This is a genomic window from Paenibacillus sp. EKM206P, assembly GCF_011066155.1.
In the GTDB taxonomy this organism is placed as follows: domain Bacteria; phylum Bacillota; class Bacilli; order Paenibacillales; family Paenibacillaceae; genus Paenibacillus; species Paenibacillus polymyxa_D.
In genome coordinates, this window is the sequence record NZ_JAAMNQ010000004.1 from 131,342 (window position 1) to 155,740 (window position 24,399).

At 46.9% G+C, this 24,399-nt stretch carries 28 protein-coding genes; 5 read left to right on the top strand and 23 right to left on the bottom strand.

The genetic code is table 11. From position 1 onward, the window contains the following. Positions 1-95: 95 nt before the first annotated feature. The gene (gene murI / locus G9G53_RS10375; protein WP_029519057.1) at positions 96-899 is read right to left on the bottom strand and encodes a glutamate racemase; all 804 of its coding nucleotides are present in this window, start codon (positions 897-899) and stop codon (positions 96-98) included. A gap of 291 nt (positions 900-1,190) precedes the next feature. Between murI and G9G53_RS10380 the strand changes: the two genes are divergently transcribed. Further along, a complete protein-coding gene (locus G9G53_RS10380) occupies positions 1,191-1,817 on the top strand; it encodes an FMN-dependent NADH-azoreductase (RefSeq protein WP_029519056.1) in 627 nt (208 codons plus the stop codon). A 147-nt stretch (positions 1,818-1,964) separates the two neighbouring features. Here G9G53_RS10380 and G9G53_RS10385 read toward each other — a convergent pair whose 3' ends face one another. The 8 genes from G9G53_RS10385 to zwf all read right to left on the bottom strand — a co-directional run bounded on the left by G9G53_RS10385 (position 1,965) and on the right by zwf (position 9,892). Beyond that, positions 1,965-2,474: a hypothetical protein gene (locus G9G53_RS10385; RefSeq protein WP_029519055.1), complete on the bottom strand. Its 510-nt coding sequence runs from the start codon at positions 2,472-2,474 to the stop codon at positions 1,965-1,967. Positions 2,475-2,647: 173 nt separating this feature from the next. Beyond that, positions 2,648-2,803 carry a hypothetical protein gene (locus tag G9G53_RS10390; protein ID WP_023988309.1) on the bottom strand — a complete coding sequence of 52 codons (156 nt, stop codon included), beginning with the start codon at positions 2,801-2,803 and terminating at the stop codon, positions 2,648-2,650. A 562-nt stretch (positions 2,804-3,365) separates the two neighbouring features. Then, positions 3,366-4,451, bottom strand: a complete 1,086-nt coding sequence (locus G9G53_RS10395; protein WP_165147404.1) for a lactonase family protein — start codon at positions 4,449-4,451, stop codon at positions 3,366-3,368. Between the two features lie 69 nt (positions 4,452-4,520). Next, on the bottom strand, positions 4,521-4,967 hold the full coding sequence (locus tag G9G53_RS10400; RefSeq protein ID WP_165147407.1) for an OsmC family protein: 447 nt from the start codon (positions 4,965-4,967) through the stop codon (positions 4,521-4,523). Positions 4,968-5,022: 55 nt separating this feature from the next. After that, positions 5,023-6,231 (bottom strand): MFS transporter, encoded by a 1,209-nt coding sequence (locus G9G53_RS10405; RefSeq protein WP_165147410.1) that lies wholly within the window; start codon positions 6,229-6,231, stop codon positions 5,023-5,025. 380 nt (positions 6,232-6,611) lie between these two features. Next, a complete protein-coding gene (locus tag G9G53_RS10410; protein ID WP_165147413.1) occupies positions 6,612-7,286 on the bottom strand; it encodes an SOS response-associated peptidase in 675 nt (224 codons plus the stop codon). A 156-nt stretch (positions 7,287-7,442) separates the two neighbouring features. Beyond that, complete coding sequence (gene gnd / locus G9G53_RS10415; RefSeq protein WP_029519049.1) at positions 7,443-8,336, bottom strand: phosphogluconate dehydrogenase (NAD(+)-dependent, decarboxylating); 894 nt, start codon at positions 8,334-8,336, stop codon at positions 7,443-7,445. Between the two features lie 53 nt (positions 8,337-8,389). Continuing rightward, complete coding sequence (gene zwf, locus G9G53_RS10420; RefSeq protein WP_069010238.1) at positions 8,390-9,892, bottom strand: glucose-6-phosphate dehydrogenase; 1,503 nt, start codon at positions 9,890-9,892, stop codon at positions 8,390-8,392. Between the two features lie 290 nt (positions 9,893-10,182). On the opposite strand from zwf, the gene G9G53_RS10425 reads away from it, so the two are divergent. Continuing rightward, the gene (locus tag G9G53_RS10425) at positions 10,183-10,503 is read left to right on the top strand and encodes a winged helix-turn-helix transcriptional regulator (RefSeq protein WP_007430161.1); all 321 of its coding nucleotides are present in this window, start codon (positions 10,183-10,185) and stop codon (positions 10,501-10,503) included. Between the two features lie 142 nt (positions 10,504-10,645). Continuing rightward, positions 10,646-10,975 (top strand): hypothetical protein, encoded by a 330-nt coding sequence (locus tag G9G53_RS10430; RefSeq protein ID WP_069010239.1) that lies wholly within the window; start codon positions 10,646-10,648, stop codon positions 10,973-10,975. A gap of 10 nt (positions 10,976-10,985) precedes the next feature. On the opposite strand, the gene G9G53_RS10435 is transcribed toward G9G53_RS10430, so the two are convergent. From G9G53_RS10435 to G9G53_RS10465, 7 genes are all read right to left on the bottom strand, one after another. Beyond that, positions 10,986-11,909, bottom strand: a complete 924-nt coding sequence (locus G9G53_RS10435) for an NAD(P)/FAD-dependent oxidoreductase (protein ID WP_165147417.1) — start codon at positions 11,907-11,909, stop codon at positions 10,986-10,988. 240 nt (positions 11,910-12,149) lie between these two features. Then, on the bottom strand, positions 12,150-12,752 hold the full coding sequence (locus tag G9G53_RS10440) for a nitroreductase family protein (RefSeq protein ID WP_025722870.1): 603 nt from the start codon (positions 12,750-12,752) through the stop codon (positions 12,150-12,152). Positions 12,753-12,858: 106 nt separating this feature from the next. Then, the gene (locus tag G9G53_RS10445; RefSeq protein WP_165147420.1) at positions 12,859-13,137 is read right to left on the bottom strand and encodes a hypothetical protein; all 279 of its coding nucleotides are present in this window, start codon (positions 13,135-13,137) and stop codon (positions 12,859-12,861) included. Positions 13,138-13,267: 130 nt separating this feature from the next. Beyond that, the gene (locus G9G53_RS10450) at positions 13,268-13,594 is read right to left on the bottom strand and encodes a (2Fe-2S) ferredoxin domain-containing protein (protein WP_165147423.1); all 327 of its coding nucleotides are present in this window, start codon (positions 13,592-13,594) and stop codon (positions 13,268-13,270) included. Positions 13,595-13,629: 35 nt separating this feature from the next. Then, entirely contained in the window at positions 13,630-14,130 is a 501-nt protein-coding gene (locus G9G53_RS10455; RefSeq protein ID WP_165147426.1) for a metallophosphoesterase family protein, read from the bottom strand. Between the two features lie 24 nt (positions 14,131-14,154). After that, entirely contained in the window at positions 14,155-14,589 is a 435-nt protein-coding gene (locus G9G53_RS10460; RefSeq protein ID WP_029519039.1) for an Rrf2 family transcriptional regulator, read from the bottom strand. 97 nt (positions 14,590-14,686) lie between these two features. Beyond that, positions 14,687-15,064 carry a DivIVA domain-containing protein gene (locus tag G9G53_RS10465; RefSeq protein WP_023988297.1) on the bottom strand — a complete coding sequence of 126 codons (378 nt, stop codon included), beginning with the start codon at positions 15,062-15,064 and terminating at the stop codon, positions 14,687-14,689. A gap of 144 nt (positions 15,065-15,208) precedes the next feature. Here G9G53_RS10465 and G9G53_RS10470 point away from each other — a divergent pair, with 144 nt between their 5' ends. Beyond that, a complete protein-coding gene (locus tag G9G53_RS10470; RefSeq protein ID WP_029519038.1) occupies positions 15,209-15,778 on the top strand; it encodes a TraR/DksA C4-type zinc finger protein in 570 nt (189 codons plus the stop codon). Between the two features lie 114 nt (positions 15,779-15,892). Here G9G53_RS10470 and G9G53_RS10475 read toward each other — a convergent pair whose 3' ends face one another. The 5 genes from G9G53_RS10475 to hrpB form a co-directional block, all read right to left on the bottom strand. Beyond that, entirely contained in the window at positions 15,893-16,897 is a 1,005-nt protein-coding gene (locus G9G53_RS10475; RefSeq protein WP_029519037.1) for a Gfo/Idh/MocA family protein, read from the bottom strand. A gap of 19 nt (positions 16,898-16,916) precedes the next feature. Then, positions 16,917-17,279 (bottom strand): helix-turn-helix transcriptional regulator, encoded by a 363-nt coding sequence (locus G9G53_RS10480; RefSeq protein WP_013310011.1) that lies wholly within the window; start codon positions 17,277-17,279, stop codon positions 16,917-16,919. 315 nt (positions 17,280-17,594) lie between these two features. Next, complete coding sequence (locus G9G53_RS10485; protein ID WP_029519036.1) at positions 17,595-18,767, bottom strand: acyltransferase; 1,173 nt, start codon at positions 18,765-18,767, stop codon at positions 17,595-17,597. Positions 18,768-19,037: 270 nt separating this feature from the next. Continuing rightward, positions 19,038-19,625: a general stress protein gene (locus tag G9G53_RS10490; RefSeq protein WP_029519034.1), complete on the bottom strand. Its 588-nt coding sequence runs from the start codon at positions 19,623-19,625 to the stop codon at positions 19,038-19,040. Positions 19,626-19,743: 118 nt separating this feature from the next. Next, a complete protein-coding gene (gene hrpB, locus G9G53_RS10495) occupies positions 19,744-22,272 on the bottom strand; it encodes an ATP-dependent helicase HrpB (RefSeq protein ID WP_039273477.1) in 2,529 nt (842 codons plus the stop codon). A 314-nt stretch (positions 22,273-22,586) separates the two neighbouring features. Between hrpB and gluQRS the strand changes: the two genes are divergently transcribed. Next, positions 22,587-23,582, top strand: a complete 996-nt coding sequence (gene gluQRS, locus G9G53_RS10500; RefSeq protein ID WP_029517083.1) for a tRNA glutamyl-Q(34) synthetase GluQRS — start codon at positions 22,587-22,589, stop codon at positions 23,580-23,582. Between the two features lie 64 nt (positions 23,583-23,646). Here gluQRS and G9G53_RS10505 read toward each other — a convergent pair whose 3' ends face one another. Beyond that, a complete protein-coding gene (locus G9G53_RS10505) occupies positions 23,647-24,021 on the bottom strand; it encodes a DnaJ family domain-containing protein (protein ID WP_165147429.1) in 375 nt (124 codons plus the stop codon). A 123-nt stretch (positions 24,022-24,144) separates the two neighbouring features. After that, the gene (locus G9G53_RS10510; protein WP_165147848.1) at positions 24,145-24,339 is read right to left on the bottom strand and encodes an XRE family transcriptional regulator; all 195 of its coding nucleotides are present in this window, start codon (positions 24,337-24,339) and stop codon (positions 24,145-24,147) included. Between the last annotated feature and the right edge of the window lie 60 nt (positions 24,340-24,399).

The following is a 24,399-nucleotide window of genomic DNA, read 5'->3' on the forward strand; positions in this document are numbered from 1 at the left end:
ACGCCTCCCTCCGTGCGTCTGATCCACAATGCGGCTGGCGATTTTTTGGATAATTTCATTAAGATAATCCCACACGTTAGCCAGCCGCTCTTCTTTTAAAAATAAATCTTTTCATGCTCCGTATAGATTTCAAGCGCCCGCTCCATCTTACGCACATAGGCCTCATCCTGACTAGAACATAGAAATGTAATGTGTCCCGCCTGCGATGGACTGGATTTTGGCGAAGGTTCCAGCAAATTACGCTCAGACAACACCTGTTTCAACCGTCTAACTGTTCCCTGGCTCCCGTCAATTAACTGAATATGAGAAGGCAGTAGTTCCCTTAGAATTTCCTTATAAAAAGGATAATGAGTACATCCCAATACCACCGTACCATATATGTCGAGATTGAACGAAGACAACTCACGGTTAAAATATGCGGACATTTCTGCCCGGTCAAAATTCAACTGTTCGCAATAATGTACTAGCTCCGGCAGAGGTAGTGAGTCCACGCTCCCATGATCGTCAACTCTGGATACGAGTGCCGCATAACAAGATTGTTTCAACGTCAATGGTGTGGCTAACACCAGAACTCTTTTACCATTAGCCCGGTTCATCTCGACCGCTGGCTTCACAGCTGGCTCCATACCAATAATCGGAATAGGATATTCCTTCCTTAGCTCCGCAACCGCGATACTTGTAGCCGTATTGCAGGCAATCACCAGTGCCTTAACATCTTCTTTTAGAATCGTTTGCACTGAAGCCTTGACATAACCAAGCACCTCTTGGGGAGTTTTCGTCCCGTAAGGCACATGAAGGGTATCCGCCATGTATACAAAATTTTCGTTTGGCAAACGTCTTAGTGCCTCGGACAATACTGTAATTCCACCCAATCCTGAATCAAAAAAACCTATCTTCAAGCTACTCACCTTTTTTCATTCAACTATGGTGCCAAATCTTGCTGGCACCATGTTCATTTCCTTCTTCGCCTACTTAAACTATTCTCTTCATTAGACTTTACATTTAAATTTTACCGCAAAACTGATATTTTGCAAAAGAAACACTTGAATTTTACAGTGTAAAAAATAAAGTAGCTTTTCAAAGTAAATTTAATATAAAAGCGTTGACAGATATTATCTTTATATTGTAATATTACATGGTAACTTACTAACTTAACTTACTTATTCAACTTACTTAGGGGGAAATAAATTATGTCTAAAGTATTATTTGTCAAAGCTAATGATCGTACAGCTGAAGAATCTGCAACAGTTAAATTGTATAACGCATTCGTGGAAAGCTACAAATCTTCCCACCCATCTGATGAAATCACTGAGCTGGACCTGTTCTCCGTCGAGCTTCCTTATTTGAACGCTAACATGATCAACGGCACGTTCAAATCCGCTAGAGGCATGGAGCTGAACGCAGAAGAAGCTCGCCTGGCAAACATCGCTAATGGCTACCTGGATCAATTCCTGGCAGCAGACAAAGTCGTATTTGCTTTCCCGCTCTGGAACATGACGATTCCAGCTGTACTGCATACGTACATTGACTACCTGAACCAAGCTGGTAAAACATTCAAATACACTGCTGAGGGTCCTGTGGGTCTTGTAACTGAAACTAAAGTAGCCCTGTTGAATGCAAGAGGCGGCGTTTATTCCGAAGGACCAGCTGCTGCAGCTGAAATGTCCTTGAACTTCATGAGTAACATTTTAACCTTCTTCGGCGTGAAAGACATCGTGAAGGTTGTACTGGAAGGACATAACCAAGCTCCAGATCAAGCACAAGAAATCGTTGCTTCTGCTGTACAACGTGCAGTAGACACAGCAAAATCGTTCTAATCATATATTATGAAGGGAAGAGGATATCCGCGCCCTATATGGGCTGGATATCCTCTTTTTTGTTATAAAATATAAAAACACGTGCTCCCCTGATCTGTAATCAAGTGAAGCACGTGTTTGTGATATGAGATTACGATTACTTCTATTTTAAGGAATGAATTGCTGCACGATTTTTACAACTTTACCGTCACGAAGCGTAACATGGTATGGAAATTGACTGAGGTCCAGAACGTCCTTTTTTGCAAAATCCTTCTCAAACTGTGTCAGCGGAATCGATTCGTTCCATTGTACGTCTGTATCTTCTATGTTACCCGTGTGATCATAAATCTGCACCTCTACCGAAGCATCTGGTGCAACCTGATACACGTCATTTTGCACGGAATTGTTTACGATGTAGTAGCCATCCGGCGCTCCATCCAATCCTGTATTTCCTTCATGCTCCACAAATGCTTTGTCTGCCGCCGCGCCTTCATACCATTCAATCGGGTCTGCCGACAAATAAATTTGTCCGTCACGAATCTCCATTTGGTTTATATATACGGTCTCCTGATTTTCAGCAGCTGCGACAGGCGTGTAGCCTTGCGCTGTTGCTCCTGCCGTCGTAATCAGCATCATCATTAAAGCCAATACGGTCCATTTCGAAGCTAGTTTCATCATGTCTGATCTCTCCTTGCCGTTTGGGTATGTACACGGTGTCTGTAAGCTTCATTACCCTTGTGTACTTATCATAAACGTTGCACGGTTAAAAAGTGTATCAGATACATAAAAAAGAAGTTACGATTTTTTAAGACTTGGTCTTAAAACTTGATAACATGTCCTATTTATCTTTGCTATCTTAATAACCCGACCTGACGTGCCTGTTCTTCGGTGAGAATAAACTCCTCATTTTGCCATACTTCGTCCTCTTTGGTTACAGCAAACATCCCCATGATCTCTGTCCATATTCCTTTGTCGACGGCTTCCTTTTGTGTAATGATAATTTTCATGAGAATTCCTCCTCCTGTAGAAATACATGCAATCCAACGCTGTCGATTTGTGTGGCCCACTACGCGAACAGATGGTAGGTCAAATATAATACTTTTATTTAAAGCCTCTACCTCTTATATGGAACTCACAATGCTTGTCCTAGATTTACATTATCGGAGTGCTTGAGGGCTTCTTGTCCCGCTTATAACATATGTACCCTTTTCCTACCGATATTATTCGTATCTTATTTGTAACCTTAAAATTTTAGTTTATTTTCGTAGTTAGTGACTTCTTTAGAAATGACTAAGCCCTAAAATAAAAACGGCTGTAGGTTATCCTACGAGCCGTTTTCACTAACAATTTTTCTATGCTTGGTTAATCTATTAGTACCATCAACATATACATATTCAATGGCTGTCAAAGCATTAAAGCAGCGGAGCGTTCGCCTTTGCCCCTGGATTTCTACCCTTGAACATACAAACAAGAAATCTGGGGGCAACAGCGATCGGAAGAATGATCCGTTCTCGTAGTGGTCACAAGTCGCATACCGTTACTTAGTTCCCCCTAATGTTTTCCTAATTTTTATACAGAAAAGTAAAAAGGCTGTACGCATACTGGCTTGGACACGGTTACTTGTTGCCCGGTGTAGGTCAAGCGTCCACTTGCCTTGTCCACTTTGAACGTAACGATGTTATTGGTGTCGCGGTTGGCCACGAGCATATGGTTACCATTTGGAGTCAATGCAAAATGGCGTGGATGCTCTCCTTCGGCAGATACATGCTCCACCAAGCTCAGCTTGCCAGTTGCTCCGTCTACAGCGTATACCACAATGCTGTCATGCCCACGGTTGGAACCGTACAGATAAGCTCCATCCTCCGAAATTGCAACTTCAGCAGTTGTGTTTTCACCTGTAAAGTCAGACGGCAATGTCGGTACGCTCTCAAGCTCAGTGAGCTTACCAGCCTCTGCATCATATGCAAAAGAAGTAATGGAAGAATCCACTTCGTTAATGACAAAAGCAAATTTACCATTTGGGTGGAACGTCAAATGACGTGGACCTGCACCTGCATGGGTTTTCGTTTCACCATGGAGCACCAGTTGTCCTTTGCTGTCATCAATGGTATAAACACGGACCAGATCCAGACCGAGATCTTGTACGAACAGGAAGCGACCATCTGGACTAAAGAAACTGGAATGTGGATGTGGACGATCCTGACGTTCAGGGTGCGCTCCTTTGCCCTCGTGCTGTTTAACATCCAGCAACTCACCAATACGTCCGTCCTCAGTCAGAGACACCAGTCCCACCATACCTCCGTGGTAGCTGACTACAATAAGGTAACGATCAGATGGATCACGCTGAATGTGGCAAGTTGTTGCACCCACGTTTTCCGCACGATTCAGCAATGTAAATGTTCCTTTAACTGGATCAATTTCGAAAGCAGAAGCTTCGCCTACTTTTGCTCCTGCAGCAGAAGTCGTCTCCCCAATGGAATACAGCTTCCGATTTTTGACGTCCACATTCAGGAATGTAGGATTTTTCAAGCCGGAGAACTCATCCTGTAGTGTAAGTGCTCCTGTCTGTTCATTAAAAGTATACGAATAAACTCCGTTACCTTCCAATTCGGCGTAAGAGCCTGCGAATACGAGCAATTTTTGTTGCGCTGTCATGGTTGTGTCCTCCTTGGATTAAAAAAATGATGGGCAATTAGAATGATTGCTCCTGTTACAGATATCGCTTTAAGAGACGCGCTCCACCACGGGCTCTGTGGACAACGTCACATTTCCCGCTACAGCACGCGAGATCATGCATGAGGTTTCTGCCTGCTCTGCCAGTCGCAATGCTTGTTCGATCTGCGATTCTGTCGCATCGGCGGCCAATTGAACCTGCGGACGATGCACAATTCGGCGATATGTAAAAATATTGTTCGTTACATCGACAATCCCTTCGGATTCCAGCGCCAGTGACGCCACCGGGAGACTCGCGCGCTCCATCATCGCCGCCAAAGTAATCAAATAGCAGGTAGCGGCGGCACCGAGCAGCATTTCATCTGGATTGGTGCCCACACCAGGGCCTCCCATCTCGGCCGGGATCGAAATTGCAGTCCGCAACTGTCCAGCCTCAATACGACCGTCACTGTTGCGCCCCCCGTTCCAGTCTGCCTTGAGCAGAAAGGTATGCTCCATTTCAGGTCACTCCTCTCTCTTATATTATGAATCTTCACACAGGTGAATGTAAAGGTTAGTCAATCTCCTGATTTTTGGTTTCCGTACCCAGCAACCATACAGCCGCTGCTCCGATCAAGATAGCTACGAAGAAAATCACAAAGATAGATGGTAACGCTACGCCCTGTCCTACGAGTATACCGACTGCAAAAGGCCCGATAACGCCTCCAATACGACCAAACGCAGCCGCCATACCCACACCGGTTGAACGTACGGATGTCGGGTACAATTCTGGTGTATAGGCGTACATGGCTCCCCATGCACCGAGATTAAAAAAGGACAAGCAGATACCAGCAGCTAGCAGCATTCCCGCCGTTTCCGAGGTGCCAAACCAAATGGCAGACACGGCTGTGAGCAGCAAGTAGATGATCAGTACGAATTTGCGGCCCAGCTTTTCAATTAGATAGGCGGCGGTAAAGTAACCTGGGAGTTGGGCAAGCGTCATGATCAGCACATACTCAAAGCTTTTAACCAGTTCGAAACCTTTCATAAACATAATGCTCGGTAGCCACAGGAACATGCCGTAGTATGAAAATACAACTGTGAACCATAAAATCCACAGCATCAGCGTAGACTTGCGATTAGGTCCCGACCAAATCGAAGCCAATCGTGCACGCAGCGGAAGTTTAACGCTTTGCAGCTTGTAACGCGGTGAATCATCAATAGCTCTACGCAGATAAAGAGCGTACAGCGCAGGTACTGCGCCGAGAATAAATGCCATTTGCCAACCATACTTTGGAATAACAAAATAAGCAATAAGAGCCGAAAGGATCCAGCCTGCCGCCCAGAAGCTTTCCAGCAGCACAACCGCTCTCCCTCGTTCTTTCACAGGCACTGATTCTGACACCAGCGTCGAAGCAACCGGCAATTCCCCGCCCAAGCCTGCACCAGCAATAAAACGCAGCACCAGCAGCATTCCGAGGCCTGTCGCCAAAGCTGATAAGCCGCTGGCAATAGAAAAGATCAACAATGTCCACACTAATATGGCGCGTCTGCCGTAACGATCAGCCAAAATCCCCGCCAAAGCGGCTCCGAACACCATTCCTATCGAATTCATTGCAGTCAGCAGTCCAATTTGCTCAGATCCCAGATGCCACTCCTTTGCCAACGCTGCGACTATAAATGAAAGCAGCCCCACATCCATAGCATCAAACAGCCAGCTAAGCCCTGCGCTGAACAGCAATTTTCTTTTTTTGGCTGGTGGTAATGAAGTTAAGTCACTCATGATTCGCTCTCCCTTAAAAATATATCGTATGTAGACGTATATTCAGGTGTCTTGTCACCTGTAGCCTAGCATCTATTGTACCGTAAGCTTCCTTAATCTGCGAGCTTTTTAACACAGAAAAAAACGGAAGATTGCCTACGGCAATTCTCCCGCCTTCTGGAACCTGCCACTTACCGGTTTTGGACCAGACCGATGATCGTCACCATGAGCACCAGCAGCTGGATGAGTGTATCGTTACTCATTCCAATCGCCTCCATCCCATATGAGATACTCCTTCGGCCGTTTCCCCTCTCCCCGGATCATGACGCTTGTTCCCCAATACATACCTATGCAGGTGGCGGAAAGCTTATGATCAATAATGGATGAAAATCTCCATACGTTTAAGGTTTAATCCAGGACCACTGCAAATCCATTTCCTGAATACATTCACGGTTATCATGTTCATCATTGGCCACCAGCGGGGTCACTGGATAGATGTTCATGTCGCCTTGCTCATACGTGCGCAATAGAGGCAGCAGCTCATCTATGTTCTGGACAGACGGATCCAGCCATGAATCTATATGATCAGCTTCCAAAATAGCTGGCATGCGGGTATCGAATTCACGTATATCCGTATTAGCATGAACTGTCATCATCGTACAGGTGCGTAAAGGCTCCTTACGACTATCATGCCATACTTCATATAGCCCCGCGATCGCAAACATCTTCTGTTCCGGCAGTACCACCCTTACAGCACACATGCGTTTGCCTACTTTTCGCCAATAATAAAATCCATTGCATGGAATGATACAGCGTCGGGTTTCCGCCATCTTGCGATAACTCGGATTTACCCGAACCGTATTTAAGTCTGCATTGACACAATCCTTGCCCCAGTAGGGAATAAATCCCCAACGAAATTCATCAAGTACCCGCTCTCCATCCTGATGCAACACAATTGGAACATGCTGAGTAGGACTCATGTTATAGCGTGTTTTGTAATAATACATCACCCGTTGTATACCAAAGTGATCCCTCACCTCATCTAAATCAGCCGATAACGAAAACCTTTTGCACATATGCTATTCACCCTTCCGCCTTTTTCACCTATTGTGCGGATATACAAGGAAAAATATGCATATGCAGGTTATGCAAAAATCCAATAAACGCCAAAACATATAGCAATATCCCCGCAGTTGTAAAGCTACGGGGATAGATACTAGCTTATATTGTTATTACTTCTTTTCTACCGCGTGACCGCCAAATTCATTGCGCAGTGCAGCAACCACTTTCCCGTTGAACGTGTCCGCATCAAGAGACCGGTAGCGCATCAGCAGGGACAAGGCAATAACTGGTGTAGCAGCCTGAATGTCCAACGCTTCTTCAACCGTCCATTTTCCTTCACCAGAAGAGTGCATAACCCCACGGATTTCGTCCAGGTTTGCATCTTTGGAGAATGCACGTTCAGTTAAGCCCATCAACCAAGAGCGGATAACAGAACCGTTGTTCCACACACGCGCTACTTGTTCATAATCAAAGTCAAAGTTGCTTTTTTCCAGCACTTCAAATCCTTCACCGATGGAAGCCATCATGCCGTATTCCACACCGTTATGAACCATTTTCAGAAAATGTCCGCTTCCGGATTTACCTGCGTACAAATATCCATTTTCCACTGCTGTGTCGCGGAAAACAGGCTCAACAACCGCCCAAGCTTCCGGATCGCCACCGATCATATAACAAGCGCCATTGCGTGCGCCTTCCATCCCGCCTGAAGTTCCAGCATCCATGAAGCTGATACCATGTTCTTTTAAGCGGGCATGACGAGCAATAGACTCTTTGTAATGAGAATTACCACCTTCAATAATGATGTCCCCTTTGGACAACATCGGTTGAAGCTGATCCAGCACAGAATCAACAATTTGGTGAGGAACCATAATCCATAATACTCTAGGGGATTGAGTTGCCTGTACAAGCTCTTCCAATGTAGAAGCACCTTTAGCTCCATAATCCTTCATTTCTTGGATTGCGGCTGCGTTGACGTCGTAAGCGACAAGTTCATGCTTATGATCGATCAAATTTTTTCCGAGATTCAAGCCCATTTTTCCCAAACCAATTAATCCTACTTGCATAGTAAAGGCCTCCTGCCATAGCAAACATATTTTGTATATACTTTCTTAAAGTGTTAAGAACGAACGACTGCTTTCTCAGAGCTTTCGGACTTTTCATCCAACCACCATGTAAAGCCTTGCTCCTCTAACAATTGATCTGAAGCTTCTGGACCGTAAGAGCCTGCTGCATACGTGTGAAGTGGAACCTCACCACGAGCAAAAGCTTCCAGTACAGGTTGAACCCACACCCACGAAAGCTCAACTTCGTTCCAATGAGCAAAAAAGGTGGAATCGCCGCGTAGCGCATCAAAGATGAGGCGCTCATAGGCTTCTGGTACATCCTTGGCCTCGGAATGATAATTCATCAGAACCGTCTCCAGTTGACCATTGTTCAGCGGGTCTCTACTGTTCAGACGCAGCGTTACCTTTTCATCCGGGTTAACATGGATGATCAGCAGGTTCGGGTCAGTCGGTTGCCCTTGAGCGGCATAAGGATCTGTGCTGTCCTTTTTGAATTCCACGACGATACGAGTAGATTTTTCTTTCATGCGTTTGCCGGTACGAATATAGAACGGCACACCCGACCATTGTTCGTTGTCAATCCATAGGCGAGCTGAAATGAAAGTATCATTTTGCGAATCAGGTCCGATATCCGGCTCTTCTTTATAGGAAGGAACTGCTTTTCCGTTGATCTCACCGTTGGTATATTGGCCTCTAACCACGCTGGAAGCAATATCAGAAGGATCAAGTGCACGAAGCGCGTCCATAACCTTGCTTTTTTCGTCACGCACCTGGTCAGCCGTGACATGTCCCGGCTTGTTCATAGCCGCCATCATCAATACCTGCAGCATGTGATTTTGTACCATATCACGAATAGCGCCGGAGTGATCATAGTATCCTGCTCGCTCCTCTACTCCTACAGTCTCAGAAGCGGTAATTTGCACATTGGCGATGTACTGATTGTTCCATATTCCTTGAAGCAACGGATTAGCGAATTTTAAGGCTTCAAGGTTTTGAACCATGGGCTTGCCTAAGTAATGGTCAATACGATAAATCTCATCCTCAGCAAAGGTTCTGCTCAGGCGATCATTCAACTCACGTGCGGATTCCAGATCGTGTCCAAATGGTTTTTCGATAATGAGCCGTTTCCAACCCTTTGTTTCAGCTAAACCACTCTCCCGAATATTGAGGGCAATCACATCAAAAAATTCCGGTGCCACCGATAAGTAAAACATGCGGTTCCCCGGAATTCCCAAGTCATTTTCACGTTGCTCAGCAAGCTGTAGCAGCTTTTTATAATCTTCCGGGTGGTTGACGTTCAATGCGCTGTAACGGAAAGCACTTAAGAACTGATCCATCTGTGCACGGTCTTCATTCACGTGTCTGGAAAAATCCTTAATGGATTGCTCTACATTACTTTGAAATTGCTCGTCTGCCACTTCACGACGCCCCATCCCAATTACAGAAAAGGAAGCCGGAATTTTACCTTCTACAAACAAATTATACAAGGCAGGGTAAATTTTACGTTTAGCCAAATCCCCTGTCGCTCCAAATAAGACAAATGTCATTGAATCCATGAATTATTCCTTCTTCCCATTATAAAGATGAGGTTATTAAAAGTTACCTGAGGAATTAACGTAACCCATAATACACCCAAAATAAGGGGCAAGTCAATCAAATTTTAGCGAAATCGTGAACATTCGATATATCCTGTAATGATAACGTTTTCTGTGGTATGATTGACGAAAGGAAAGAGAAAAAAATGTTAAATATGTCACAGTTGACACAAATCGTTATAGTTACTATTGGTATATAGAGTTACTTTTAGTATACTGTTTAAAACAACAATGAAATTGAGGGGATTCAGATGAGCGACGACAGGCAGCCTAAGCTTTTGTGCGGTAAGGTGGAACAGTCCTTTCAGATCATCAGCAAAAAATGGACCGCTCTCATCATTCATACTTTGATGGAACATCCCAAACGATTTAGTGAAATTCACGTCTCCATACCCGATCTTAGCAAACGCATGCTGAACGAACGCATCAAGGAACTAGAGCTTTCCGGCCTGATCCTTCGCAATGTCATCACAGAGCGGCCTGTGCGTACCGAGTATTCGCTGACACGCAAGGGTAAAGAGCTAGGTGATGCATTGAATGGTGTGGAGAGCTGGGCCGAGAGATGGCTTTAACTTCTAACAGGAGATCGTCACACATGGTCTCCTGTTATTGTGTTACCCCATGTGGATCATAATACAGACTACAGTACGAAAATAATGGAACAACCACGCAGCAGCTCATGATTTCAGTCTGAGCCAAGGAAGGAAGAGAACGATGGCATTTGGCATTACCCGGCAGGAGCTTATGGCCTGGAAAAGAGAGGTCAGTCGTGGTGAAATTGCTTTTCTGACACATTACTGGCTGGATGATCGCTTTCCAGGCATTACAACCGTCACCAAGGTGGGATGTTCTGATTTGGACAAGCTGCGCTTATGGTGCAACCATAACGGATTGGACCCCCAATATATTCATCAACGTCAGGCCTATCCGCATTTTGATCTTATCGGCAACAAACAGACAGAAATTTTACGTAAGTACGGCATGAGCGATCAATTAAAACGCTTTGAACTTCATCTCCCAACGAGTACACGCCCATCGTTCTAAACCGCAGCTCTCAGAGCTGCGGTACTTTTGTTTTCATACCCGTTAATACCTTGTGTATCCAAATCGCTGACATAGCTCCTTCTCCCATCGCCACAGTCGCTTGCTCGGCATGAACTCCTAAGTCCCCGGCTACCCACACATTTTCCACATTTGTCATTTTGCTGCGAGGATGAGTTTCAATGTGCTTATTATGCAGCAGATGTACACCCAGTTGCTCTGCCAGCTCTGAATGAACATGATTGCTGCCAAAAGCTAAAAAGCCCCGCTCTGCTCGAACTACTTGTCCATCGGCCAGCCGCACTCCTTCAAAACAGCCCGGTTCTCCGGTTATAATCTCAGAAATAGCGGCTTCCTTATAGCCAATCCCTTTTTCCCGCAGCTTTTCGCTCAGCTCGTCCGGCACCTCTGAACGCTCATGATTGACATATACAAGTTGATCGGTGCGCGCTGATAAAATCAGAGCCATGGAAGCTCCTGCTTTGCCTGCCCCCATGACGACCGTACTGCGATCCTGAACCTCATAACCGTCACAATCCGGGCACACATATACACCGTTGCCCAAGCAGGCTTGTAACCCATCCAGTTTTGGAAAACGGTCCGTTAGCCCTGTCGCCAACAGCAGCGTCTTTGACGAATACACGGAGCCTTCCTCCACTTGAATGTCAAAAAGCTCATCCCTTTTGGCGGCTTTTACCGCCTTCCCTACAATAAACTCAGTACCTAGTTTTGTAGCTTCATTACGTCCAAGCCGTCGCAGCTCTTCACCAGAAATTCCGTCAGGAAAGCCCAAAATATTATGATACTGGTGGCATAGCGTAGATCGACCATAGCCCGAATCTATCACTAGAACTCGATGACTGCTGTATCTCCCCAATTGAATCGCTGCTTGCAATCCGGCAATTCCCCCACCAACAATAATGCAATCATAGTTCATCACTTTTCCTCCTTTGAATGCGCGTTATCCTAGACATCTGCATAAAATCGCAATAACACCTATGTAAACTTCTCATCCAATTTTAAACATAATATCACCCACTAACGGATGAATTAACCCCTGTGTCCGTACATATCAAAGCTTATATGCCTTAAAAATGGAATGACAAAAAGCACTGTGGATACCCACAGTGCTTTACCAGGTCGAGCCTGAATCGTCATTTTATCGTGAAAATTATAATTATTTAAATGTTTTTACGCGTTCTTCAACAGGCTGGAATTCTTTTTCACCTGGTTGGAATGTCGGTTTACCAAATGGCATTTCAGCAATCAGTTTCCAATGCTCAGGAATGTTCCATTCGTTTTTCACTTTTTCATCAATCAATGGGTTGTAATGCTGAAGGGATGCCCCCAGTCCTTCTTGCTCCAGAGCCGTCCATACTACCAATTGCAACATACCATTAGATTGGTTGGACCAGATTGGGAAATTGTCCGCATAGGCTTCAAATTGTTGTTGCAGACCAGCCACCACGTTATTGTCTTCAAAGAACAAGACTGTTCCGTATCCGCTGCGGAAACCGTTCATTTTCTCGGCAGTAGACTTGAATTGCTCCTCATTGCCTACAACCTCACGTAAAATATCTTCTGTAATATTCCACAGTTTATCATGATGCTCTCCGAGCAACACTACAGCACGTGAAGTTTGGGAGTTGAACGAGGTAGGTGTGTACTTAACAGCTTCCTCTACAATCTCTTGAATCCGTTGGTCAGAAATGACCTGTTCTTTGCTAATACCATAATAGGAGCGTCTGTCTTTCAGAGCTGTGAAGAAGTCTTTAGCCATTTTGTTACCTCCTGAGAAAAATTAATTACTTTTCGTAACTTAATATACATTACATATATCTTAAAGTCAAGAGTTTTCTTTTTAAATATTACCAGTTAGTTGATAATTATACGCCACTATTATATTTTTTCTCACTGGAAGAGGTGTGCTTGGTTGCATCCTTGTCTCTCTCCTCCTGTCTTTCCATCTTCAAATCCTCTACAGGAATGGCGTCTACCGTCTGCTCGATCTCAAAACGGTCGAACAAGCTTTCCTGCTCTGTCGGATACTGCTCTGCATGATCTCGATTGATCGACTGTTTCTGATGTTTAGACTCCGTTGTTCCTTTCCCCGTCTGTCCTTTCTGCTGATTCTGATCGTACAGGTTATCTTCAAATGGGGCCATTTTACTTCCCTCCCTATCGGATTGGTGTCCACAGTATACTTTTACCTTTCACATCGGGGATTAAACGCAAAAAAGAGAAAATCTCTGCAAAGATTTTCTCTACTCATGTACTTATAGATGGTTGATTGAATTATTCCGAACTGGATTGACCTGTACACTCATAAAAAAGATGAGGTTCCAGCTTCTCTCCCGTTACGAGCTTCTGCACCAGTTGAGTCCCCGAGTCGGGGGTCATTTGACCATACCAGTCCCCTTGAGGATATACGATCACAACCGCAGCATCATGACAACGCCCATTACAGCGAGTTCTGGTCGTGTGAATATATGCTTCTGCATTTTGTTTACGAATTTCATCCCGAATTGCCTGTGTAACTTCTTCACCCTCATGTCGCATACATGTGCCTCCATTGCAGATCAACACATGATGCTTCATTGGTTCTAATTCAAAAATAGCCATAGCTTCCCCTTTAATCAACAGTTGTTGGTTTTAAATCAATGTTTATCTGGATAAAGAACAAGCTGTGCTTCCATCTGATCAGCTTCAATCGTCAGCACGATAAATGAATATTCGTCTTGGCCGCGTTTGTCCGTCGGAGACCCCGGATTAAGGACAAGCTGACCGTCAATCGTTTTGACCACCGGAATATGCGAATGTCCATAAATCAGACAATCCAGCGTTTCTCCCTTAAACGTATTCAATGCGATATTTTCTGTCGTTCCTCGCCAGCCGTGACCGTGAACCATACCGATCCGCTTGCCTTGGGCTTCAACGATTCGCTGATAGCCTAGACGCTCCACGATGTCCACTCCATCATTGTTTCCGGCAATGCCTTGCACAGGCGCAAATTCAGCTAGACGTTCATATACGAACCAATCCGTCCAGTCTCCGGCATGGAGAATGAGGTCACTGCCTTTTAACTCCTGTACCAGTCGACTAGGCAGTGTTTTGCCTCTGTGCGGCATATGAGTGTCTGAAAGTACGATGATTTTCATATTAATTGCTCCTTACCAGCGTCTTTACACAGATGAACTTTGTTGCCCCACGCGCTGCTGAAGTGCCTGCTCCAAATCTCGCAGCGTAACGGTCTCGAAAAACGTCTGTATTTTCTGCTCTGCCACGGTATATAAACCATCCAACAATGCGTCTATGTTCCTGCCTACCTCACAATTAAGATTGCTATCGGTGTGGATGGCGAACAACGGACCTTCATCCTTAGTCGCTTCATAGATCATTTTCAGATTGATGTTTGAACTGGACATGCTTAGACGAAAGCCGCGTGCTCCAGGCGATGAATCAACCAAACCCGCTTGCTTGAGGCGGCTCATAATCCTTCTCACAACTACCGGGTTTGTATTGATGCTGGAAGCTATAAGTGACGATGTCATTCGCTCCGGTGCCCCTTCAGCCAGAAGAAGCAGACAATGGATACTAACGGAAAAATGGGTACTCATGTTAACCACCTTTATGTGTGTGCCTCATTAAATGTTTGATAAAATACTTGTTTCCATCATACCACAATAGAGGCACCAACACAGTGCTAACTGCACCTTACTCCGGAAAATAGTCATTTTCAGGACGTACTCGCACCTTTAATTGGCGCACACTATATTCCAACTGTTTTACGATATCCTCCAGTTGACGACGGTCAAGTCCATTAAGGTCGGCCGCTGGCTTGGGTGCATTTTTCAAATCACGTATGGTTGCCTGCTGCTCCTGCCACTTGTCCATCAGGTCGGCTATATTCGCATAAAAGCGTTCATAATCCTTGATCACTTCATCCAGAAAGGCATCTACCTCGTCCGGATCATAGCCGCGCATTTTATTCTTAAACTGTTTCTCATGAATGGAGAGCGCGTCCAGCTGAATGCCCAGTTGTTTAAACAACTGCTTTTGCTTATCCAGACGACGCTTCATATGTTCATCCATCGGTTATTCCCTCCTTAACACACTATTCTTTTTATATCACATTCTAGGCTGGGAATAAAAGTCTCTGCTGATTGCCCGGCCCTATGAACGGGTATAAAAGAGCATACGTGTCACTTATACAGACCACGAAGGGGAGAGATGATCATGAATCATTTGAACGATTCGCAGCTTGCAGAGCTGAAACATATGTTGTTGGAGCAGAAAAAGGATTTAGAAAAGCATTTTGAACAAAACGGTCAGGCAAACGCTCAATTGGGAGAAACACTGACAGATTCCACAGGTGAGCTCTCGTCCTATGACAATCACCCCGCTGATATAGGGACAGAAACCTTTGAACGGTCCCGTGATATGGCGATTAATGATTCGCTGCAAGACGAGCTGGAGCAAGTCAATGCAGCCCTTCAGCGGATAAAGGATGGGACATACGGAATTTGTGTGGAGAGCGGGGAAGAAATTCCTTTTGAACGGTTACAAGCCATTCCATATACAGCCTATACCGTCGAGCACACGCCAACTCGAGAATTATCGAATGACCGTCCGGTAGAGGAACAGGTCATGACTCCGCCGCCCAAGGGTGCAGGTGAGGTTCGCCAACGGAATGCAGGACGATTTGATGATGCGGGCGCATGGGACGCCGTGGAAAAATACGGTACATCGAACTCACCTGCAACTGCCGCCAAGCGTGATGTCACAGATTATGATGAAAATATGTGATGCTCGAATGCCCAAAGACTTATTGAAAATACCTATGTATTTGTCATCTAAAAAAGCAGCTTGTCCTTTTGACAAGGCTGCTTTTTTAGATCTTCTAGGAATACGGTACACCGCTTATCCAATTTCTATCCGTTTCCGACTGCGAGCTGACTCAATACAAGCATCGATCACCTTCATATTGCTCACCGCATCTTCTGGCTCATACGGCAACGGGACACCGTCAAGCACTGCTTTAGCAAAAGCATCCGCTTGCAGTTCAAAAGAATTAAAACCTTTCAGACGTTCCTCACGCGTAACCGAACCGACGTGGACGAAAATTTGCGGTACCACAGACGTTCTTTCCCAGCCGAACATTTTGGGCATCGCAATCGTACCCTTGCTACCGAGAATTTCCATGTTGGAACGATTGGCTGCCCACATGCCACAATCGAAAGTAAGATTGATTCCACCCGGAAATTCCAGCAAGCCGGAAGCCATCATATCGACGTTGTCATGCTCCGGGGAAAATAAGGCATGTACCGTCACTGCCTCCGGCTCCCGATCCAAATACATACGAGCGGCTGATATCGGATAGACACCCACATCATATAGCGAGCCGCCGCCCATGTTTTTATTAAAGCGCACATTATCTGCCTGATCGGTATTGTTAAACGTAAACGTGCAATGGATGCCGCGAATGTCACCAATTTCCCCACTATTGATAATTTCCTTAATTCTTCGATGTTTGGGATGATAACGATACATAAAAGCCTCTGCAAAGATCACTCCTGCACGTTGACATGCTTCAATCATGCGGCTTGTACCGGCCGAGCTAAGAGAAGATGGTTTTTCACACAAAACGTGCTTCCCAGCCTCCGCCGCCCGAATGGTCCACTCTTCATGCAGATGGTTTGGCAACGGAATGTACACCGCTCCGATTTCGGGATCAGCCAACAGTTCATCATAGCTTCCATAACTTTTTGGAATATCGAACTCCCGGGCGGCCTCAGCAGCTTTATCCGCATTACGACTAGCAATCCCAAGCACTTCTCCGCGTTCGGATTGCTGAATCGCAGGAATTACAGCGATTTGGGCGATCTCCGCAGTGCCTAAAATTCCCCATTTCAGCTTTCTACCCATCATTCTCATCCTTTCGTGGTTAGGAATAGTTGTCTTGTTCCGCTTTGTGCAGCATACCTAAGCAACGGTCCAAATCAGCTTTGACCTGCTTCTTGTACAGTCGGGCTTTCTCCTCCCCATCATCTGTAAAGTGATAGAGTACAATCTCCTGAAAATCCACGCGCGGGTCTGTTCCTTTCAATCGCTTGGTACGGTAAAAAACGCCTTCCTGTACCAGCTCATGCAGCGCCCGGTAAACTTCGCTCTGAGGCGGAACATATCCAAACCCACTAAACTCATCCTTCATCGATTCGAGCATCTGATATCCATAACCGCGATGCCTCTCCACCATTGTGATCAGATAAATTTTGATAAAAGCCCGCTGGGATATCATAAACGCCATTTCACAGCCTCCTCCACACCTTATTCATACACCTTACCTTCCATTATAAACCACTCTGCGTCCATAGACTATTTCCTTTGATGATATGAGAGCTTATGAGAACTCTCCATCCCTTGTGACCTGTTTTAAGATGGCGAGAGATATAGAATGAGGCGATATAGAGTAGTGTGCGAAGTGCTGAGAAATGAGTTTATGGTTTACTATTATGAACTTTTCATATGTTGAAATAATATAATATCAGTTAAAAAAGTATCCCTTGGCCTTATTTCTTGGCTTTGGGATACTCTTGTGAACATATGTGATTGGATTATCAAATCAAGCTTGCTTTTGTACGGCTGGCGGACTCCCAGTCGGGCGAGGACGAACCCGAAGCCCCACGATCCATTTGCCCAGAGGCAAACGTGCCAGCAGCCATGTTCCGGCAACGGAAAAGATCATACAGAGAACGAATGAAGCCAGCATACGAAGAACGTGGCTCCAGTCTGCAAACAACGTCTCGTCAAAATAATAGGTCACACGCAGCATAAAGGCATGCATGAGATACGCTCCATAGGACAACGTTCCGATGGCCGTCAGCATACTCGCCGCACGTCCCCCCTTATGAGCAATCCACGTCGCTACCCGATAAGCTACAAAAATAGACGCGACGCAATATACAGCCATGACCGGACGCAGCAGAGACAAATAGTTAAAGGAAAGAACTGTACCTTGCGGTGTCTGGAACTGACCGATCATCTCATACAGCAAGTAGCCAGTAATTACGATAAACAACGGCCAGTATATCATTTGTGCTTTGGTTACCCATGCATTCCAACGCTTGACGTTCATCCCGGCTGCCGCTCCCAGCACAAAATAAAAGAAAAAGTAGATCACATTCCGGTCAGCATACAGGGTAAACCAAGAGGTAATGACCGGAAGCTGGAGCTTATCCATCGCTTGGTATACGGGTCCAACGGCGAACATGAGCAAAATATATAGCACGCCGAATACAGCCAATGCAGCGGGTCGCCATGTTGATGGCAGTAGCGCAGACAAACGACGGACAGCATAACGAAACACAGGAAATAACACATAACATTGAATAATCATTACGATGTACCACAGATGATAGCTACTTTTCCCGTTCAACAGCTTCTGGAAAAAATCCAGCGGGTGAATATATCCTCCACTTTGAGCAAGCTGATTTCCCAATTCGTATAAAAGAGACCATATGATATAAGGAACGATGATGTCCAGGAATCTTTTACGTAAAAACGTTCCGTACTTTAAGGCTCCATCATAATTGTAAAATAGCACCATTCCAGTGATAAATACAAACACAGGAACTGCAAATTTGGAACACAGCAGTAAAAGTGTCATCAATACCCCGTCCTGGACGCGCGCCCCCTGCGCAACCGCATAGTGTGCGACGGAATGCTGAAGAACAACGGCCGCAAAAGCCAGCCCTCTCAGCAAAGCGACTTCGGAAATTCTCTCTTTTTGACTCATGCCACTCTCCTGTTACATCTAGCAATTTATAAATCCAGGATTTTTTCAAAATCCTCAATCTATTATAACGACAATTCTGTAAAAATATATAGAAGGTTAAACGTGCCAACGGCAAGCTTAGCATCATTTATCTCAGATTTATTCTATGATCCACAAATATGTAAAAACAGCAGTCCTCCCTCTCGGGGAGACTGCTGCTGTAGAAACAACCCATATACAAAGGAGATAGGAAAGCCTGTTAAATCACGTTCTCAACTAGCCGTTAGGTTTTTACAGGTTCCTTCTCGTATCTGTGTATGCATCTGTACGCGGCGTGTCTGCCAACGTATCATCATACGTTCTGTAACGATCCGCATTCAGCGAACGGTTGGTGCGGAAAATATCATAAACATCCCTGTTATGGTCAGCGGAGTCCACCAGCACTAAAATCTTGCCCTGATCGACGTAAGTCTCGTATTGACGTGCATCATCTTCCGGAATACCCAGCCCGACCAGTCCACCGACCAAGCCACCTGCTCCCGCTCCGACAGCTGCTCCGGTAAGGGTAGCCGCGATAGGTCCAGCAGCGAGGATTGGTCCGATACCTGGAATAGCCAAGGCCCCGATGCCCGCCAGCAGCCCAGCAACGCCGCCTACAACGCCGCCGGTAGCCGCACCGGTCGCTACACCCTCCGGTGCTTTGGTGCCTGTCTCTTCACTAATCGTCCTCAACTCGTCACGGTCACGGGTGATCACAGAAATTTCACTGCTTGGGATTCCTTTGCTCTGCAATTGTCCTATCGCACGAGATGCTTCCTGCTCTGTATCAAAAACACCAACAATCTTCTTTTCATTATAATCGTTTAAGTTATTAGCCATGATAGTTGCCTCCCAATATTTTAGTGTTGAGTGGTTCGTTTTTCATTACCCCGCTATTATGACGTTTAAACGATTTTACAAAAATTCAAAAAGTCGATTAGCATAAAACAGCTTCTATTTAACGCTTTGGCTTTGCTCTGTTGGTCGCCACAGCTTCCAGTGGATCATCCGGCCAATAATGCTTGGGATATCTGCCTTTCAGGTCCTTTTTGACTTCAAAATAAGCCTCGCTCCAGAAGCTGGACAAGTCGGACGTCACTTGGACAGGTCGCTGGGCAGGTGACAGTAAATGCAATACAATGGGCACACGTCCGCGTCCAATACGAGGCGTATCCCTCATACCGAACAATTCTTGTAGTCGTACGGCCAGCGCTGGTGCCTCAGGATTCGAATAATCGACAGGAATGCGGGAACCGCTGGGTACACGGATATGCGTCGGCGCTTCCTGATCAAGCTGCTGCCGCTGTTCCCAGTCCAGCCTGCCAAGCAGCAATGCAGCACTGTCCAGCCGTTGCAGATCGGATACGTTTTTGGCTCCTAGAGCAAAAGGCAACAGCCACGATTCCAGTGAATCCAGCAATGCCAATTCCGTGCAGTCCGGCCAGTCTTCAGGCGCTGAGAAGTGCATAAAAATCAAACGAGCCTGCAACTGGAGGGTTTGCCGATTCCATGACAACAGCTTCAGACCGCGTTCACGGACACCCTGCATCAAGGCGGCAGCAACTTCCTCTGCCGGAGGTCGCTCATAGGACGTTTCCTTTAAGACGAGTGAGCCCAGTCGCAGTACCTTGCGGGCTCTCACTGCTGAGGCGGAGCTATCCCAGTATACGCTGGCTTGTTCCAGCAACAAATCGCTGCAATGCTGGGTCAGCTCTTGCAGTTCAACCGGTGCCGCCAACTGAATGGCACCATCTGCTCCCTCGTCGTCCACTTCGGCGGCGACGAGATAGGATGAACGCGACATCCACTCCACTTGTCGGAGTCGCGCGCCCCGGCCGCCGCTAAGCAAAAAGCGGCCGTCCCCTCGGCCCTGCGCGATCCGATCCGGATACGCAAAGGCCAATAGCAGCCCGCAAGCCGCGGAGCCGTCAGGCTCGTCCTGCGCTGCGACTACTGTCGGCAGCGAGGCTAGCAACTGCCGGCTCTCTTGCACGATACGGCGAATCACCGTATCGTCTGCCGTCCGCAGCAGGCTGTGCGTGCTGCGGGCATGGGTCGCCTCGCGCAGGGCATCCAGCCGCGGGCGCAAATCCGTTCCGCCATGGGCGCGGAACGGGTCCCGCTCTTGCAGCAGCGCAGCCAGACGGCTGGCAATCAGGGCCAGGCCAAGGGCTGCTGCACGCAACAGCATGTGCCCGAGGCGTGGGTGCGTGCTCAGGGCGGACACCTCGCGCCCATGCGCGGTGATGACGCCTGTAGTGCCATCGGCTGCTTCATCCAGACAGCCGAGCTGGTGCAGCAGACCTGTGGCCTGGCCGTACGCGGCCTCAGGCGGGGCATCCAGCCAGGCCAGCTCGGCGGGCTCGCGCACGCCCCAGGCCGCCAGCTCCAGCGCGAGCGGGGCCAGATCCGCCGCCGCGATCTCCGGGCGGCTGGCTTCGGGGAGCGCTGCATGCTCCTGCGCGCTCCACATCCGGTAGCATACGCCCGGCTGGAGACGCCCCGCCCGTCCGCGCCGCTGGTCGGCGGAGGCCTTGGACACCTTAACGGTGGTCAAACGGCTCATACCGGTCCGCGCGGAAAATACCGACTCCCGCGACAGTCCGCTATCGATCACCACCGTGATCCCCGCTATGGTCAAGCTAGACTCGGCAATCGAGGTGGCCAATACCACTTTTCGACTGCCCGAAGCCGACGGGCGTATTGCCTCATCCTGCTGCTCCAGCTTCATGCTCCCATACAGCGGAATGACCTTGACATGTGCTGGTAAATGCTTTGAAGCCAATTCTCGTTCCGTTCTGTGAATTTCTCTAGCCCCTGGTAAAAACACCAGCAGATCACCTTCATGAGTATGAAGTGCCTTTTCTACCGTCTCAGCCGTAAAGGACTCTAATGAAGTTGACGAAGGTTTGGACATATGAAAGGTTTCTACCGGAAATACAGTGCCTGGACATTCCAGCAATGGCGCATCCCCTAATAGTCTGCATACAGGCTCTGCCTCCAGGGTGGCAGACATGATCAATATCTTCAAATCCGGTCGCAGCAACGCCTGGCTTTGTAGAGCAAGTGCCAATCCCAAGTCTGCATGCAGGCTGCGTTCATGAAACTCATCAAAAATAATCAGCCCGACTCCCTCCAACGCCTGATCATGTTGCAACATCCGGGTGAGTACGCCTTCCGTAACCACCTCAATCCGCGTGTTTGGCCCTACTTTTGTATCCATGCGAACCCGGTAGCCCACCGTCTTTCCGGTGGGCTCTCCCAGCGTTTTTGCCATTTGTGCTGCTGCTGCACGTGCTGCCAAACGCCTCGGCTCCAGCATAATTATCTTTTGCCCTACCAGCCACGGCTCATGCAGTAGCTCCAGCGGTGTTACCGTCGTTTTCCCCGCTCCCGGCTGTGCAATCAGTACCGCCGCCGAATGAGATTGCAGTGTATGTTTAAGCTCGGGGATCACTTGCATAATAGGCAGTTGTTTATCTGTCAATGAAATCTCTCCAATGATACGCTTGATGCGTAGAATCTAAGTTTTAGTTCTTTTATTATTGTGAATTTTTCATTACCTGTAATTATTGAATAGAAAAGGTTAAGCTGCCCTCTGGAACTTCTCCTCGGTCTGTCATACATAATTCTTCTAAATCTATTATACAGATATTTAAATTTCCCGTCTGATCATCGCGGCTATGTATGCTTCGTCTTTAGCTTCTATACCTATCGGGATGCACTCACGGCAAGATCGTTTTATAATATATTTGATATGGATTGCTGAAGGACGGAACACAGAATCGAGGTCACTTTCGTATGGAATTACAGGCCCAACCCATCAGAGGGCGATTTGCCCCAACACCATCGGGATGGATACACTTAGGAAATGCTCGTACCGCCTTATTATCCTGGCTGCACGTTCGTTCCCTGGGCGGAACCTATATTTTGCGCATGGAAGATATTGATATGACGCGAGCTCGCAGCCAGTTGGCGCAAGGGAGTATGGAAGATTTGCGCTGGATTGGTCTGGACTGGGACGAAGGACCCGACGTAGGCGGTCCCTACGGCCCCTACACTCAAAGCCAGCGGCTGGAACGCTACCAGTCTGCATTGGAGAAACTACAGAGGCAAGATTTACTGTATCCTTGTTTTTGCAGTCGAGCTGACATTCTGGCTGCCGCTCATGCTCCGCATGGACTGTCTGGTGAAGGGCCTGCGTATTCGGGGGCATGTCGTAGCCTTAGCTCTCAAGATGCCGTAGCCAAAGCACAATATAAACTCCCTTCACTTCGCTTTAAAGTACCGCAATATCCAGATGCCGTTATTTCGTTTCATGATCAGGTAGCAGGTCATGTGGCCTTCGGTGCGGCAGAGGGGGGCGATTTTATCGTCAAACGAGCGGACGGCATGTTTTCCTATCAGCTGGCTGTCGTTGTCGATGATGCGGATATGCATATGACCGACGTACTCCGCGGGTATGATCTTCTCGATTCAACGCCCCGTCAGCTATTGCTGTACCAAGCTTTGGGGTTGCAGCCGCCACGTTTCGCACACGTTCCCCTTGTCCTAGGCCCTGATGGACGAAGGCTGGCCAAACGACATGGTGGTGTAGCACTCCGAGCTATGCGCCGACAAGGGGTCACACCGGAAGCAGTCATTGGCTGGCTCGCCTATTTTTCCGGGCTGCTGGATTCACCGGTGCCTGTGAAGGCAGTAGATTTAATCGATGACTTTCATTTAGACAAACTGCCCAAAGAATCCGTCATCCTGACGAAGCAATGCCTCACGAGATTATCTGCACTGCAACAGTAATGAGGTAAAGCGTAGAAATTAAAGTGTACGGGCAAGGGCCTTCCGCCCTTCGCTCCTCTCGCTTCTATTCCTCCAGTCGCTTACGCATAGCGGACTCATATTCATAAAATACAGACGACGTATCCAGCCCTCTTTTCTCCAGCAGCATACGGAGACGAAGTGATTTTTCAGTCAGCCTGCGACTGATCCGCTCTTGCTCTCCCGCCTCATGACAAGCGTGAAGCAAATCACGTAACTGGACACATTCCTTTTGCAGCTGAAGCTCTTTCGGTAAAATGCCTGCATTCTTCAACAGCTTGTACGACATCCGCAGCTCCTCTGGAACATGTGACAAATCCTCGATGACCAGTGGCTTGCCCGCTCCCGGTAGATGATCAAACTCACCTTTGGCCATTGCCTCGGCAATCTTCTGCTCTGCCATTCTGGAGAACATTTCCATCGATCCTTTCCACTCTTGTATTAAGCTTCCTATGTACACTCTATATTAAAGAAACCTGGAGTCCTTTGCCACTGTAGCTTACATATCATTAGGATGTCCTGTATCCATAAAGGAGAAAGAGGGTTATTCTTCGATCCCAAGCAATTGAGATACTTGTACTCTATATTTTTTGGTCTTACGTGTTCCATGAATGAGATTAGACAAGCGGCTAGCAGGAATATGGTAGGTATCACAAAATGTTCTCTGATCCATTTGCCTCTCGACTAGCTTTTCTTTGATTTTCCACCCGAAAGGGGTTACAGGATTTCGTTTGTTCAGCAACGTTATCACCTCTTCATAGTATAGGATTTAGAATTTTATCGGGGTTTGGAGATTGGA